At 71.1% G+C, this 14,259-nt stretch carries 15 protein-coding genes; 4 read left to right on the top strand and 11 right to left on the bottom strand.

Features of this window, described 5'->3' with window-relative positions; genetic code table 11:
• Positions 1-118: 118 nt before the first annotated feature.
• The 10 genes from G6N51_RS02320 to tyrS form a co-directional block, all read right to left on the bottom strand.
• Positions 119-1,063, bottom strand: a complete 945-nt coding sequence (locus G6N51_RS02320) for a copper transporter (protein ID WP_083173855.1) — start codon at positions 1,061-1,063, stop codon at positions 119-121.
• 6 nt (positions 1,064-1,069) lie between these two features.
• Positions 1,070-2,251, bottom strand: a complete 1,182-nt coding sequence (gene steA, locus G6N51_RS02315) for a putative cytokinetic ring protein SteA (protein ID WP_083173854.1) — start codon at positions 2,249-2,251, stop codon at positions 1,070-1,072.
• A 145-nt stretch (positions 2,252-2,396) separates the two neighbouring features.
• Entirely contained in the window at positions 2,397-4,154 is a 1,758-nt protein-coding gene (recN, locus tag G6N51_RS02310) for a DNA repair protein RecN (protein ID WP_083173853.1), read from the bottom strand.
• A gap of 23 nt (positions 4,155-4,177) precedes the next feature.
• Positions 4,178-5,110: an NAD kinase gene (locus G6N51_RS02305; RefSeq protein WP_083173852.1), complete on the bottom strand. Its 933-nt coding sequence runs from the start codon at positions 5,108-5,110 to the stop codon at positions 4,178-4,180.
• Positions 5,107-5,916, bottom strand: coding sequence for a TlyA family RNA methyltransferase (locus tag G6N51_RS02300; RefSeq protein WP_083173851.1), 810 nt, complete (start codon positions 5,914-5,916; stop codon positions 5,107-5,109). Before G6N51_RS02300 ends, G6N51_RS02305 begins: the two co-directional genes overlap by 4 nt.
• An 8-nt stretch (positions 5,917-5,924) precedes the next feature.
• Positions 5,925-6,110: a hypothetical protein gene (locus G6N51_RS02295; protein WP_083173850.1), complete on the bottom strand. Its 186-nt coding sequence runs from the start codon at positions 6,108-6,110 to the stop codon at positions 5,925-5,927.
• Positions 6,111-6,122: 12 nt separating this feature from the next.
• Positions 6,123-7,124 (bottom strand): HAD-IIA family hydrolase, encoded by a 1,002-nt coding sequence (locus G6N51_RS02290; RefSeq protein WP_083173849.1) that lies wholly within the window; start codon positions 7,122-7,124, stop codon positions 6,123-6,125.
• Positions 7,121-7,909 carry a tetratricopeptide repeat protein gene (locus G6N51_RS02285; RefSeq protein WP_083173848.1) on the bottom strand — a complete coding sequence of 263 codons (789 nt, stop codon included), beginning with the start codon at positions 7,907-7,909 and terminating at the stop codon, positions 7,121-7,123. Before G6N51_RS02285 ends, G6N51_RS02290 begins: the two co-directional genes overlap by 4 nt.
• 28 nt (positions 7,910-7,937) lie before the next feature.
• A complete protein-coding gene (locus tag G6N51_RS02280; protein WP_269475048.1) occupies positions 7,938-8,312 on the bottom strand; it encodes a DUF732 domain-containing protein in 375 nt (124 codons plus the stop codon).
• 75 nt (positions 8,313-8,387) lie between these two features.
• On the bottom strand, positions 8,388-9,659 hold the full coding sequence (tyrS, locus tag G6N51_RS02275) for a tyrosine--tRNA ligase (protein WP_083173847.1): 1,272 nt from the start codon (positions 9,657-9,659) through the stop codon (positions 8,388-8,390).
• 40 nt (positions 9,660-9,699) lie between these two features.
• Here tyrS and G6N51_RS02270 point away from each other — a divergent pair, with 40 nt between their 5' ends.
• Positions 9,700-10,668 (top strand): bile acid:sodium symporter family protein, encoded by a 969-nt coding sequence (locus tag G6N51_RS02270; RefSeq protein WP_306460846.1) that lies wholly within the window; start codon positions 9,700-9,702, stop codon positions 10,666-10,668.
• A gap of 1 nt (position 10,669) precedes the next feature.
• Here the strand turns inward: G6N51_RS02270 and G6N51_RS02265 are convergent, their stop codons facing one another.
• Entirely contained in the window at positions 10,670-11,281 is a 612-nt protein-coding gene (locus G6N51_RS02265) for a DNA-3-methyladenine glycosylase (protein WP_083173845.1), read from the bottom strand.
• 71 nt (positions 11,282-11,352) lie between these two features.
• On the opposite strand from G6N51_RS02265, the gene G6N51_RS02260 reads away from it, so the two are divergent.
• The 3 genes from G6N51_RS02260 (at position 11,353) to G6N51_RS02250 (ending at position 14,255) form a co-directional block, all read left to right on the top strand.
• Entirely contained in the window at positions 11,353-12,624 is a 1,272-nt protein-coding gene (locus G6N51_RS02260; protein ID WP_083173844.1) for an ammonium transporter, read from the top strand.
• A 123-nt stretch (positions 12,625-12,747) separates the two neighbouring features.
• Entirely contained in the window at positions 12,748-13,503 is a 756-nt protein-coding gene (locus G6N51_RS02255) for an ABC transporter ATP-binding protein (protein WP_083173843.1), read from the top strand.
• A complete protein-coding gene (locus G6N51_RS02250; protein WP_142275125.1) occupies positions 13,437-14,255 on the top strand; it encodes an ABC transporter permease in 819 nt (272 codons plus the stop codon). The genes G6N51_RS02255 and G6N51_RS02250 overlap by 67 nt, the downstream gene beginning before the upstream one ends.
• Positions 14,256-14,259: the final 4 nt, after the last annotated feature.

Raw genomic sequence — 14,259 nt, 5'->3', positions numbered from 1 at the left:
GACCTCCGTGAAGACGGGCAGGGCGTCGAATTTTGCTAGCGAATAACTAGTAGGGCCTGCCGACCCACGGAAACCCACCCTAACATCCACCACCGCGGTGGCGTGGGGAACACGCCCGCTACTGGGGCACCGTGATCGATGTCGCGCCGTGACCGGTGCCGTACTGCCCGGCGTGCCCGCCGTTGATCAGGTCGTGCAGGCCGAGCACGGCGGTGATCCGGCCGGGCGCGGTGTCGACGTCGTCGACGGTGCTCACCGCGGAGTTCATCTCCGCGTCGGCGCGTGTCACGGCGACGGCCGCCCCGCCGGTCGCCGAGCCGTCCCGCCCGGCGAGCAGGGCGCCCGATCCGTGCGGCGCCAGCGCGGCGGCGAACCGGGCGACGCTGACGCCCCGGTTGCCGGCGTCCTGGGGTAGCGCACCGCCGGTGACGACGAGTGCGGCGTTCGCCGCGCCCATGTGCTCGGCGGGCTGATAGGTGATGAAACCCGTGTCGCGCAGCGCCGCCAGCACGGTGCCGCGCTGGGCGTCGTCGACCGGCGGGACCGCGGGATTGGTGTTGATCAGCAAGGCGATGCCCATCAGGTCGCCGGCCTGTGAGCCCTGGTCGACGAGCTTGGTGCTCAGCTGCTGTCCGGCCGGCAGGATCGACGAGTTCACCACGGTCTGCAGCTTCTCCGCGGAATTCGCCTCGACGAACTCACTCGTCAACGACACGGTTCCGGTCACCGCACCGCCGGCCTGGCCGATGAACTTCGACACCGCGGCCACGTCGTCGTCCTTGGCGTCGGGCGTGCGGAACAGCACGACCGACTTGCCGCCGAGCGCGTCGTGCACGATCCGGCCTGCCAGTTGGGTATCGAAATTGTTTGCCGCGCTCAGCTTTTCGTTGAGCACGTTCTTCGGGTCGTTGAGCCCGTCGATCTGGGTGTGCAGATCCCGCTTCTCGTCACGCAGGCTGGACAGCAGGGTGTCGGACAGGAAGCCGGATCCGAGCACGACTCCCACGGCCAGCGCCAGGAAGACGGCCGCCAGCGATAACGCGTGTTGGCGCAGCGAGATCATGAGGACCTAGGTCACCAGGTGCTGAATCCAGAGGGAAAAGTGGTTCCAGTACTCGGTGACCCAGTGCATCACCATGCCGTCGGTGCGGGACACCCACAGTGCGACGATGACGGCGATCAACATGGTCAGCGCCAGCAGCGCGATGGCGCCCGCCGAGATGTGATTGCGGTACAGGGTGGCGACGGCCTTCGCGTCCACCACCTTCTCCCCCACCCGAAGCCGGGTCAGGAAGGTCGACGGGTTGCTGTGCGCGCGCGTCCGGTCGAAGAACGTCTCGATGTTGGCGGTGTGGCCCGCGGTCACCAGCAGCGCGGCGCCGTGATGATCGGCCAGCAGCAGGGCCAGGTCGATCGCCGCACCCGCCGCCGGGAACGTCATCGCCCCCACACCCAGGTCCTGGATGCGCTCCAGCCCGGGCGCGTGGCCGTCGGCGTCGGCGGGCAGGACGACCTGGGCGCCGCACTTGAGGGCGTCGGCGCTGATGTGGTCGGGATCGCCCACGATGACCTGCGGACGATAACCGTGCTTACGCAGTACGTCCGCGCCGCTGCCCACGCCGAAGAGCACCGGCTGGTACTCCTTGATGAACGGCTTGAGCGACTTGAGGTCCTCCTCGGCGCTGGGCTCGTCGCCGACGATGACCACGTGCCGGCGCCGCAGGTCGACGTCGATGTCGGGGATGCCGATGCCGTCGATCAACAACGGGCTCTCGCTCTTGATGAACTCAATTGTGTTGCCGGCGAACGCCTCCAGGTGCGCGGACAGGCCGCTCTTGGCCTCGCGCATCAGGTCGGCGATGTCGTGGTCGGTGCGCTCGGTGCCGCGGACCAGCCTGCGGTCGCCGGAGTAGACCCCGCCCTCGTACAGCCGGATCTTGGCGCCGTCCTTGACCTTCTTGAAGATGTCGGGTCCGGTCTCGTCGATCAGGGTGACCCCGTTGTTGACCAGCACCTCGGGCCCCATGTTGGGATAGCGGCCCGACACCGAGGGCGAGGCGTTGACGACCGCGGCGATGTCGGCCTCCACCAGGGCGTCCGCCGTGATGCGGTCCAAGTCCAGGACGTCGAGCACCACGATGTCGCCGGGGCAGACCCTGCGCAGCAGTCGGTCGATGTTCCGGTCCACCCGTGCGGTGCCGACGAGGCCCGGCCGGGCGGTGTTACGAGTAAGCAGGCCTGACATCTTCATGGGGGCGATTCTGTCGGTGATGCCCGGATGAGGGGTGGAGGCGCGCCGTAACACCAGCCTCAGAAGTTATCTAGTGTCCCATTAGTCACAAGCCGCTAACGGGTCGGTCGCGCCAAGGTGCGCAGTCGCCGAGTGGGGCGGCGGGTCAGATCTCGTCCCGCTGGGCCGCGTCCAGCAGTTCCCGGGCGTGCGCGCGCCCGCTGTCGGACTCGCCCAGCCCCGCCATCATCCGCGCCAGTTCGGCGACCCGCTCGTCGCCGGTGACCCGCCGCACCACGCTGGTCCCCTTGGGCCCCGCGCTGTGCACCACCAGGTGCACGTCGGCGTAGGCCGCGACCTGCGGCAGATGCGTCACCACGATCACCTGGTGCGTGCGCGCCAACCGCGCCAACCGCCGCCCGATCTGCACCGCCGCGCGGCCGCCGACGCCGGCGTCGACCTCGTCGAACACCATGGTGGTGCCCGCCGCCGAGGCCGCCAGCACCACCTCCAGCGCCAGCATCACCCGGGACAGCTCGCCGCCGGACGCGCTCTTGGCCAGTGGCAGCTGGTCCATCCCGCGGTGCGCCGCGAAACCGAACTCGACCTGGTCGACGCCGTCGGTGCCGGCGCGGGCCAGCCCGCCGGACGGGAGCGCGAGCGCGGCCGGATCGTCCTTGTCGGCGACGACGTCGTCGCGCACGTCGATGCTGAATTGCGCGTCGGCCATCGCCAGCCCGGACAGCTCGGCGGTGACCTCTTTGGCCAGCCGCTTGGCCGCCTTGCGCCGGATGCCGCTGAGATCGACTGCGGCCTGGGCCAATTCACGAGCGAGCTCGTCGACCCGGGCCGCCAGCGCCGTCAACCCCTCCTCGGAGACGTCGAGTTGGGCCAGCCGTTGCCGCGACTCCTGCGCCCAGCGCAGCACCCCGTCGACGTCGGCGGCGTACTTGCGGGTCAGCGTCCGCAGTTCGGCCTGCCGGGCCAGCTTGGCTTCCAGCGCGCTGGCGTCGACCGGCAGCTCGTCCAGGTATCCGCTCAGTTCGCCCGCCGCGTCGGCGACCACCGTCAGCGCCTCGCCCACCTGCCCGGCCAGCGCCCGCAGCTTCGCGTCATCCGTCGACTCCAAGGCGGCCTTCGCGCGCCCCAGGCTGTCGGCGGCGCAGTGTCCGGAGGCCTCCATGTCGTCGGGCGCCCCGGAGAGCGCCGCGTGCGCGGTGGTCGCGGCCTCGCGCAGCGTGTCCAGTTCGGAGAGCCGCACGATATCGGCGACCAGCGCGTCGTCCTCGCCCGGCTGCGGGTCGACGGTGTCAATCTCGTTGAGCGCGAAGTTCAGTCGGTCGGACTCCAGCGCGAGTTCGCGCATGCGGTTGCGGCGGTCGGCGAGGTCGTGGCGCGCGGTGAGCCAGGCGTCGCGCAGTTTGCGGTAGCGCTCGAGCGCGGTTCCGGCCTTGGCGAACCGGTCCAGGGCGGCGCGTTGCTCCTCGGGCCGCATCAGCCGCAGCTGGTCGTTCTGCCCGTGCAGGGTGAGCAGCTCGGTGGTGAAGTCGCCCAGCGACTTGGCCGGCACGCTGCGACCGCCCAGATAGGCCCGCGACGGCCCCTCGCGGCTGACCGAGCGCAGCGCGATCACGCTGCCGTCCTCGTCGCGTTCGGCGCCCGACGCGTCCAGCATCTCGTCCAGCTGCGCCACCACGGCGTCCTCGAGATCGGTTGTGGTGAAACGGCCTTCGACGACCGCGCGGTCGGCGCCCGACCGCACCCGGGTGGCGTCGGCGCGGGCGCCGCCGAGCAGGTGCAGCCCGGTCACCACCATGGTCTTGCCGGTGCCGGTCTCGCCGGTCAGCACGGTCAGGCCGCGGTCGAACTCCCCGACCGCCGCGCTGATCGCACCGAGCGACTCGATGCGGATTTCGGTCAGCATTCAGTCAGCTCCGAGCCGCGCCGTTACTTCCCACGCCAGCCGGTGACCGGCAACCGGAACTTGCGCACCAACCGGTCGGTGAACGGGGCGCTGTCCAGGCGTGCCCATTTCACCGGCGTGTCACAGCGTCTCACCTCGATCCGGCTGCCGGCCGGGATCAGTATTTCGCGGCGACCGTCGCAGAACACCAAGGCGTCGTGGCCGTCCGCCTCGACCTCGATGGCGATGGTGGCGTCGGGACTGGTGACCATCGGCCGGCCGAACAGCGCGTGAGCGTTGTTGGGCACCACCAGGATTGCCTCGAGGTCCGGCCACAGCACCGGGCCGCCCGCGGAGAAGGCGTAGGCGGTGGACCCGGTCGGCGTCGACACCAGCACCCCGTCGCATCCGAACGCCGATACGGGCCGCCCGTCGATCTCGACGACCACCCCGAGCACGCCCAGCCGCGGGCCCTTCTCCAGGCTGACCTCGTTGAGCGCCCACCCGTGTTCGATCTCGCGACCGCCGGCGTGCACGATCACGTCGAGGGTCAGGCGGTCCTCCACCCGGTAGTCGCGGGCGACCACGTGGTCCAGCACCTTGTCGATGGCCTCCGCCTCGGCCTCGGCCAGGAAACCGATCCGGCCCAGGTTGACGCCCAGCACCGGAATCCCGGCGTTGCGTGCCAGTTCGGCCGCGCGCAGGAACGTGCCGTCCCCACCGAGCACCAGCACCAATTCGCAGCCGTCGGCGGCATGCGGATCCGCGTCGACCACCTGGATTTCGACGCCCATCGCCCGGATGTCGTCGGGAGCCACCTGCAACGAGCCCCGGTCGACCGCCTCGGCGGACAGCACACGCAGGGCAATGTCGTTGTCGCTCAGCACTTTCTGCACGCGAGCCGCCGTCTCGGTGGCCTCCTCGCGGCCGGTGTGCACCACCATCAGTACGGTGCGGTGCTCGGTCGACGCGGTCATTGCGGCCCCTCGCTCACGGCGTTTCGCACCGCCGCCGCCAACTCCTCATCCGCCAACCCCCGATCGGTCTGGGCGCGCAGCCACAGGAAGTACTCGACGTTGCCCGACGGGCCGGGCAGCGGGCTCGCGGTGACGCCGACGGTGTGCCAGCCCAGCTCGCCGGCGCGGCGCGCCACGCCCAGCACGGCGCCGGCGCGCAGGGCGGGGTCGTGCACGACGCCGCCGGCGCCGACCTGGCCCCGGCCCACCTCGAACTGTGGCTTCACCATGGGAACGATATCCGCAGCGGGGGAAGCACATCCAGCCAGCGCGGGCAACACCGTGGCCAGCGAGATGAACGACAGGTCGGCCACCACCAGGTCGACCGGCCCGCCGATCGCCTCCCGGGACAGGTCACGGGCGTTCGTTCGCTCGACGACGACCACCCGCGGGTCGCAGCGCAGCGACCACGCCAGCTGGCCGTAGCCGACGTCCACGGCGACCACTTCCGTGGCGCCCCGATCCAGCAGCACCTCGGTGAAGCCGCCCGTCGACGCCCCGGCGTCCAGGCAGCGGCGGCCCGCCACGTCGATCCCGAAGGTGTCCAGCGCGCCGACGAGCTTGTGCGCGCCGCGCGACACCCAGTCCCGTTCGCCGTCTTCGGTGACGGTCAGCGCCGCGGTGAGGGCGACGGCGGTGCCCGGCTTGCGGGCCGGCAGCCCGTCGATGCTGACCCGCCCGGCGCCGATCAACTCCGCGGCCTGCTGACGCGATCGCGCGAGGCCGCGCCGGACCAGCTCGGCGTCGACGCGGGCGCGGCGGGACATGCGGGCACTCAGCCCTTCTCCGCCGATTCCAGCGCCGCCAGCAGCACGTCGTGCGCCTCGGAGAGGCGGCGCGCTATCTCCTCGAGTTCGGTGAGGGATGGCCCGTTGTCCGGGCTTTGCGGGGCGCCCGGCTCCGGCAGCCGGGCCAGCAGGGCGTCGATTTCCGCGCGGATTTCTTCAGGATTGATAGTCATTGCGCTCTAACGCTAGCCCAGAGACCAGCGCTGCAGCGCCTCGCGGGCGCGCGCGTCGCCGGCCTCGATGCTGATCGGCCGCCCGTCCTGCCGCGCGTCCCACACCGCGCCGGCGACCGCCCGCACGATCTCCAGCCCGTCGCCGTCGTCGGGCCCGTCAGCGCTGACGGTCACCGCCCGCTCGCAGACGTCGACCCGCCAGCCCGGCTGCGGCCCGACCGCCAGCCGCTCGCCGTCGGAGTGCAACGCCCGCAGGTCGTGACCGATATAGGTGGGCCGGTGCACGGGTTCGGCGTACACGGCGTCGCGCGCGGAGTTGACCCCGGTGAGCACCAACAGGCTGGGCAGCCTGGCCGCGTTGGCGCCCTCGATGTCGGTGTCGAGCCGGTCGCCGACCACCAGGGGCGCGCGGAAATCGCCCCTGGCCGCCGCGTCGGTGAGCAATCCGGGCGCCGGTTTGCCCGCGACCTGCGGTTCGGCGCCGGTGGCCGCGCGCAGCGCGGCGACCATGGATCCGTTCCCCGGCAGCAGGCCCCGCTCGGTGGGCAGCGTGGGGTCGACGTTGGCCGCCACCCACAGCGCGCCGGACCGGATGGCCAGCGCGGCCTCGGCCAGGTCCGGCCAGCCGACGCTCATCGACAGGCCCTGGACGACGGCGACCGGGTCGTCGTCGAACCGGCGCACCGGGCGCAGCCCGACGGCCGCGACCTCGTCGGCCAGCGCGTCGGTGCCCACGATCAGCACCGGCGATCGGGCCGGCAGCTGAGCGGCCAGCAGCCGGGCCGCGCTCTGGGCGCTGGTGGCGACATCGTCGGCGGTGGCGGTGAAGCCGAGTTCTCTCAGGTGCGCGGCGACCTCGGCGGCGCTGCGCGACGCGTTGTTGGTGATGAAGAACGCGCGGCTGCGCACCTCGGCCAGGGCTTCCACCGCGCCCTCGGTGGGCCGGCGGCCGCGAAACAACGTCCCATCCAGGTCGAGCAGCAGGCAATCGTATTGGCGCGCAACGCTTGTCATCGGGGTCCCAGCTCGCTGACCCGATCTTCGGCGTCGGTGACGCCTTCGACATCGGCAGCCGCCGAGCGCAGAAACCATTGCAGCGCTTCGTCATCGCGGCCGAGGGCCAAGAGCGTGTCGGCGTAGGCGTAGAACAACCGCGCCGCCGTCGAGCCCCTGCGAGCCGGGTCGAGTTGCGGCGTGGACAAAACGGTCAGCGCCTGCTCCAGCTGCCCGAGGTCCGCGCGCGCCCCGGCGGCGACGATGCGCAGCTCGTCGGCGTCGTCACCGTCGAGCTGGGCCGCCTCCGGACCGCGCGCGAGTTCGATGGCCCGTTCCGGGCGGCCAAGTCCGCGTTCGCAATCCGCGATCAGGGCGAGCAGGCTGGACTTGCTGCCCATCCGGCGGGCGGCGCGCAATTCGGCCAGCGCCTGCGCCCAGTCGCCACAGTGATAGGCGGCGATCCCGACGGCCTCGCGAACAGCGGCGATCCTGCTGGACCGCGCGCGGGCGGCGCGGGCATGACTCAGCGCGGCCTCCGGGTCTTCGTCGAGCAGCTCACCGGCGGCGACCAGGTGGCGCGCCACCGCGTCGGCCGTGGCCCGGTCCAGGGTGCTCAGTTCGCCGCGGATCTCGGGCGCCAGCTGCCGGGCCTCGACGCCCGGGGGTATCGGCGGCCCGGGATCCGGCGTGCGGCGGGCGTCGGGCTGCTGCGGCTGGACCGGCCGGGCGCGGCCCGGGCCCGACCAATTGCCCGCCGGACGCGGGCGCCGTTCGCCCCGCTGCCGCTGCCTGTCGTCGACCACGCAGCCGAGGATACGGGTGGCTCGATCGCTAGTACGCCGTGAGCCGGTTCTGCAGCAGCGGCGCTATCACCGCCGGGCAGTAGTTGGCCACCGCCACGATGGTGAACAGGCCCGCCGACTCGTAGCCCAGGCCGCTGCGGCTGGCCATTTCGTCGGCGACCGAGTCGAACGACTGGCCCGGCATGACCAGCATCGGGCACACCGACTGGCCCAGCGCCAGGGCGCTCTCCGGGTGCGGATAGGTGATGCCGGCGTTGCTGAGCGCCATCAGGAACGCGTTCCCCCGCATGTCGGCGCGGACGGGCGCCGCCAGTGGCGCGGCCATGCCCGCCACGCACGCGCTCACCCCCAGGACGCGCAGCACGGCCCATTCCACACGCCTGAGTGATGTCATCGTGACCACCCTGGCCAACGCGGGTCACAACCGCAACACCGTCCGGTAAAGATTGGCGCACCACCGCGTTTTGCGGGTGCGGTCCTAGACCTTTTCGATCCCGGCGATCGTGCGCTTGCCGCGGCGCAGCACCAGCCACCGGCCGTGCAGGAAGTCGGTGGGTTGCGGCGCCCACTCCTCGCTGTCGATCCGGACGTTGTTGACCGACACCCCGCCCTCGCCAACGGTGCGGCGCGCGGCCTTCCGGCTCTCGGACAGCCCGCTCGCGACCAGCAGGTCGACGATCCCGTCCGGGCCGCCGGGTTTGAGCTCGGCGACCGACGCCTCGCGCAGCGCCGCCGCCAGTGTCGCCTCGTCCAGGCGGTCCAGTTCGCCCTGCCCGAAGAGCGCCCGGCTGGCGTGCTCGACCGCCTCGGTGGCCGCCTCCCCGTGCACCAGCACGGTGAGCTCGCGGGCCAGCCGTCGCTGGGCGGCACGCTGCTGCGGGCGCTCGGCCGTGGCCCGTTCCAGCTCGGCCAGCTCGTCGGCGGGCAGGAAGGTGAACCAGCGCAGGTAGCGGATCACGTCGGCGTCGGCGGTGTTGAAGAAGTACTGGTACCAGGCGTACGGGGTGGTCATCGCGGGGTCGAGCCACAGGCTGCCGCCGCCGGTGGATTTGCCGAACTTGGTGCCGTCGGCCGCGGTCACCAACGGCACCGTCAGCGCGTGCACCGTCGCGCCCAGCTTCTGGCGGGCCAACCGGACCCCGGCGATGATGTTGCCCCACTGGTCGGAGCCGCCGATCTGGAGCGCGCAGCCGTACCGGCGGTGCAGTTCGACGTAGTCGTTGGCCTGCAAGAGCAGGTAGCTGAACTCCGTGTAGGAGATGCCCTCGCCCTCCAGCCGCCGCCGGATGGTGTCGCGGTCCAGCATCACGTTGACCGAGAAGTGCTTGCCGAGGTCGCGCAGGAATTCGATGGCCGACAACGGGGCCGTCCAGTCCAGGTTGTTGACGACGACGGCCCCGGTCGGGGACGTGTCGAAGTCGACGAAGCGCTCCAGCTGCCCGCGAATGCGCTCGGTCCATTCGGCGACGGTGTCGGCCTCGTTCAGGGCGCGCTCCCCGACGTCGCGGGGGTCCCCGATCATGCCGGTGGCCCCGCCGGCGAGCACGATCGGGCGGTGGCCGGCGCGCTGGAACCGGCGCAGCGCCAGCAGCGGCACCAGGTGCCCCGCGTGCAGGCTGGCCGCGGTGGGGTCGAAACCGGCGTACACCGTCATCGGCCCGCGTTGCGCCTCGGCGGCCAGCGCGTCGAGGTCGGTGGACTGCGCAATCAGCCCGCGCCAGCCCAGCTCGTCAAGGATCCCGGAAGACATCGCCGCCGACTTTAGTCGCTCGCGCGGCCGCGATTCGCCCATGCGCTGCGGGATGAGGCAAGCTGACTGCGCGGCGCATCGTCGCGCCATCGCCCTTCCCCCGCTGAGCGCACCAACGTGGAGCGTTATGGACAACCGATACTGGCCGCTGGTCGTCGTGGTGGTGATGCTGGCCCTCGGGCTGACGCTCACGGTCGCCGATTTCAAGCGGGCCGCCACCATGCGCAAACCACTGGCGGTGGCGCTGGTCTGCCAGTCGCTGCTGCTGCCCACCCTGTGCCTGGTGATCGCCGAGGCCTCCCACCTCGAGCCCCATCTGGCGGTCGGGCTCATGCTGATGGCCGCCACCCCCGGCGGGACGATGTCCAGCATCCTCAGCCACCTCTTCAACGGCGACCTCGCCCTCAACCTCACACTCACCGCGATCAACGCCGTGCTGTCGATCGTCGCGCTGCCCGCGATCCTGGCCGTGTCGATGACCTGGTTCCTCGGCGGAGGCCGGTTCCTGCCGCTTCAGGTCGACAAGTTCTTCACGGTGTTCGGCCTGGTGCTCATCCCGATCGCGATCGGGGTGGCCGTCCGCCACCGCTTCCCGGAGCTGGCCGGGCGGCTGCAGAAGCCGGTCCGCATCGTCGCGTTGGCGTTGCTGGTTGTCGCCGTGCTCGGCGCCGTCGCCGGAGGACGAACGACGTTGTGGCATCACTTCGGCGCGCTCAGCGGAGCCGTCGTGGCGTTCTGCGCCGTGAGCCTGACGGTCGGCTACCTGGCGCCGCGCTTGATGCGCCTGGCACCCCGGCAGGCCGTGGCGGTCAGCCTGGAGGTCGGAATGCACAATGCCGTGGTGGCGATGGGCGTCGCGTTGAGCCCGCAGCTGCTGAACAGCGCCGAAATGGCCATGCCGGCCGCGTTATACAGTGCCGTCGCACCCCTGCTGGCCGTCACCTTCGTTTTCCTCGCGCGCCGGGTCGACCCCGCCTTCCGCGCTGTCGCCGCGCCGGCCCCGGCCTAGGCTAGTCGCTCGCGCCGGGTGCCGGCGCGCGTGGGCTGCGCCGGTACGCCGACACCTCCGGGCGGCCCGGAAGCCAGAATCGCCACGGCCGGTCCGCGGCCTGGCTGACCCCGACGCGCGGACCGGACACGGCGCCCAGCGGCTCGTTGAGTTCCAGGGTCACCGGGCTGGCGGGGTCGAAAACGTCGATGCCGTTGTCGTCCATGGTGATTCCCAGGGCCGAACACAGGTTGCCCGGGCCCCGCGCCAGCGCGGCACCGCGGACCAGCTCGCCGCGCCGGGCGCGCGCGGTATCGGTGCCCTCCTCGAGGGCGGCGGCCCGCAGCAACACGGCCGCGGCGGTCCCGTCGGGGCCGCAGGAGACGTTGGCGCACACGTGGATTCCGTGGCTGCGATAGGTGTAGAGCCGGCCGGGGGGCCCGAACATCACCGCGTTGCGCCCGCTGATGCCGCGGTAGGAATGCGCTGCGGCGTCCGGCCAGGGGCCGTCGGGAACGCCGCCGTACGCCTCGACTTCGACGATCAGGGCGCTGACGCCGCGCCCGGTGAGGGTGGCGCCAAGGAGCCGATGAGCGGCCGCGACGGGGTCGACGAGCAGCTGGCGTGCGGCCACCCACCGAACGTACCGGCAGCGCCGTCATGGCAGTATCCCGGTGTCCCGGGACCTGTGAAGGAGCGCACGTCATGCATCCGATCGACCCCGCCGCGACCGCGTGGCTGCTGGCCAGCACCGCGCTGGTGCTGCTGATGACCCCCGGTCTGGCCATCTTCTACGGCGGCATGGTCCGCACCACCGGGGTGCTCAACATGATCATGATGAGCTTCATCTCCATCCCGCTGGTCACGGTGGCGTGGCTGCTGCTCGGCTACACCATCGCGTTCTCCGAGGACGGCGCCCGCGGGTTCCTCGGCAACCTCAGGCATGTCGGGATGCTGGGCATCACCCCCGACACCGCGCACGGCGCGGTTCCCGAGCTGCTGTACGCGACGTTCCAGGTCACGTTCGCGATCATCACGGCCGCCCTGGTCAGCGGCGCGATCGCCGACCGCGCGAAGTTCGCCGCGTGGATGGTGTTCGTCCCGGTCTGGACGGTCGTGGTGTATTCGGTTGTGGCGCACTGGGTGTGGGGGCCCGGCGGCTGGCTGGCCAAGCTCGGGGTGCTCGACTACGCGGGGGGCCTCGTCGTCGAGATCGTGTCCGGTTCCTCGGCCCTGGCCCTGGCGCTGGTGCTCGGGCCCCGCATCGGCTTCAAGAAGGACGCCATGCGGCCGCACAATCTGCCGCTGGTGTTGCTCGGCGTCGGGCTGCTGTGGTTCGGCTGGTTCGGGTTCAACGCCGGTTCCGCCCTGGCCGCCAACGGGACCGCCGCGGCGATCTTCCTCAACACGCTCGTCGCCGGGTGCCTGGGCATGCTGGGCTGGCTGTCGGTCGAACAGATCCGCGACGGCCGGCCCACCACCTTCGGCGCGGCGTCCGGCGTGGTGGCCGGGCTGGTCGCCATCACGCCGTCGTGCGGAACCGTCAACACGCTGGGCGCGGCGGTCGTCGGGCTCGCGGCCGGGATCGTGTGCTCGTTCGCGGTCAGCGCGAAATTCCGCTTCAACTACGACGATTCGCTCGACGTGGTCGGTGTGCACTTCGTCGGCGGCGTTGTCGGGGTGTCGTTGATCGGGCTGTTCGCGACGGCGGTCATGACGTCGGGCCCGCGGGGCGTGTTCTACGGGGGCGGCTTCGCCCAACTGGGCAAGCAGGCGCTCGCGATCGTCGTCGTCGCGCTCTACGCCTTCACGGTGTCGTTCGTGCTCGCGAAGGTGATCGACCGGGTGATCGGCTTCCGCGTCACCGCCGAAGACGAGACCACCGGCGTCGACCTCACCCAGCACGCCGAGACGGCCTACGCCGAGGGCGTGCACGGGCACCTGCCCCAGAGCCGCCCGGGTTCGTCCACCCGCTGAGACGCCGCCACGGCGCCGTCCCATCCATCAGGGGCGAATTCCCCTACGCCAGGGGCGGCGCCCTTCACCTTGGCGACCCCCGCGCCCTTGACAGCCCCTATCCGGAGGACGATTATTCATCGCATGATGACTTCATCGCGTGATGAATTAATCACCGAGCCCGCCGTCCGCATCGATCACCTGCGGGTGATCCGCGGCAAGCGGCCCGCCCTGCACGACTTCTCGGTGCAGATCGCACGCGGCAGCATCACCGGCCTGCTCGGCCCGTCCGGCTGCGGCAAGACCACCCTGATGCGGTGCATCGTCGGCACTCAGATCGTGAACTCGGGATCCGTCGCCGTGCTCGGCCACCCGGCCGGGTCGGCGCCGCTGCACCGCCGGGTCGGCTACCTGCCGCAGGACCCGACCATCTACAACGACCTGCGCGTCGTCGACAACGTCCGGTACTTCGCCTCGCTCTACGGTTTCGACCGCCAGGCCGCCGAAGCCGCGATCGAACGGGTCGGGCTGGCCGATCACCGAACCGCCTTCTGCGGCAACCTTTCCGGCGGTCAGCGCACCCGGGTGTCGCTGGCGTGCGCGCTGGTCTGCCGGCCCGCGCTGCTCGTGCTCGACGAGCCGACGGTGGGCCTGGACCCCGTCCTGCGCGCGGACCTGTGGGAGCAGTTCACCGATCTCGCCAGCGGCGGAACCACGCTGCTGGTGTCCAGCCACGTCATGGACGAGGCCGACCACTGCGGTGACCTGCTGCTGATGCGCGACGGCCATCTGCTCGCGCACACCACCCCGAGCCGACTACGAGAGGACACCGGATGCACGTCACTGGAGGACGCGTTTCTGTCCATCATCAAGCGCAGCATCATGCGCCAGGCCGGTTAGGCCTCAAGGGATATACCGCCACCACGACGCGCATCCTGCGCCAACTGGCGGCCGACCACCGCAGCGTCGCCATGATCCTGTTCGTGCCGATCTTGGTGATCACGTTGATGTACTACATGCTCCCGAACGAGCCGCACCGGCCGGGCATGCCCTCGCCGTTCAACAACGCCTGCCTGATCCTGCTCGGGCTTTTCCCGCTGTTCGTGATGTTCATCATCACGGCGATCACCATGCAGCGGGAACGGGCCTCCGGCACGCTGGAGCGCATTCTGACCACTCCCCTGCGGCGGTTCGATCTGCTGATGGCCTACGGCACCGCCTTCTCGACGGCCGCCGCGGCACAGGCCACCCTGGCGTGCATCGTGTCGTTCTGGCTGCTCGGTTTCGACACCGCGGGCAGCCCGGCGTGGGTGTTCGTGATCGCGATCGTCAACGCCGTCCTCGGCGTGGGCCTGGGCCTGCTGTGTAGTGCCTTCGCCCGCACCGAGTTCCAGGCCGTGCAGTTCATCCCGCTGGTGATGGTGCCGCAGCTGTTGCTGGCCGGCATCATCGTGCCCCGGGCCCTGATGGCGCACTGGCTGCAGTGGGTCAGCAACGTTATGCCGGCCAGCTACGCACTGGAGGCGCTGCAACAGGTGGGTATGCACCCGCAGCTGACCTACGTCGCGGTGCGCGACATCGTCGTCGTGCTGGGTTTCGCGCTCGCGTCGCTGTGCCTGGCCGCCGCGACGCTGCGGCGACGGACGCCTTAACGTG

The organism is Mycobacterium paraseoulense, assembly GCF_010731655.1.
Classification (GTDB): Bacteria; Actinomycetota; Actinomycetes; order Mycobacteriales; family Mycobacteriaceae; genus Mycobacterium; species Mycobacterium paraseoulense.
This window is presented reverse-complemented; position numbering and strand designations above follow the sequence as displayed.

Bases quoted from the DNA above. Each gene is read 5' to 3' on its own strand.
- G6N51_RS02320 (WP_083173855.1), bottom strand. From the start codon at position 1,063: ATGATCTCGCTGCGCCAACACGCGTTATCGCTGGCGGCCGTCTTCCTG.
- steA (WP_083173854.1), bottom strand. From the start codon at position 2,251: ATGAAGATGTCAGGCCTGCTTACTCGTAACACCGCCCGGCCGGGCCTC.
- recN (WP_083173853.1), bottom strand. From the start codon at position 4,154: ATGCTGACCGAAATCCGCATCGAGTCGCTCGGTGCGATCAGCGCGGCG.
- G6N51_RS02305 (WP_083173852.1), bottom strand. From the start codon at position 5,110: ATGACCGCGTCGACCGAGCACCGCACCGTACTGATGGTGGTGCACACC.
- G6N51_RS02300 (WP_083173851.1), bottom strand. From the start codon at position 5,916: ATGTCCCGCCGCGCCCGCGTCGACGCCGAGCTGGTCCGGCGCGGCCTC.
- G6N51_RS02295 (WP_083173850.1), bottom strand. From the start codon at position 6,110: ATGACTATCAATCCTGAAGAAATCCGCGCGGAAATCGACGCCCTGCTG.
- G6N51_RS02290 (WP_083173849.1), bottom strand. From the start codon at position 7,124: ATGACAAGCGTTGCGCGCCAATACGATTGCCTGCTGCTCGACCTGGAT.
- tyrS (WP_083173847.1), bottom strand. From the start codon at position 9,659: ATGTCTTCCGGGATCCTTGACGAGCTGGGCTGGCGCGGGCTGATTGCG.
- G6N51_RS02270 (WP_306460846.1), top strand. From the start codon at position 9,700: ATGCGCTGCGGGATGAGGCAAGCTGACTGCGCGGCGCATCGTCGCGCC.
- G6N51_RS02260 (WP_083173844.1), top strand. From the start codon at position 11,353: ATGCATCCGATCGACCCCGCCGCGACCGCGTGGCTGCTGGCCAGCACC.
- G6N51_RS02255 (WP_083173843.1), top strand. From the start codon at position 12,748: ATGATGACTTCATCGCGTGATGAATTAATCACCGAGCCCGCCGTCCGC.
- G6N51_RS02250 (WP_142275125.1), top strand. From the start codon at position 13,437: ATGCACGTCACTGGAGGACGCGTTTCTGTCCATCATCAAGCGCAGCAT.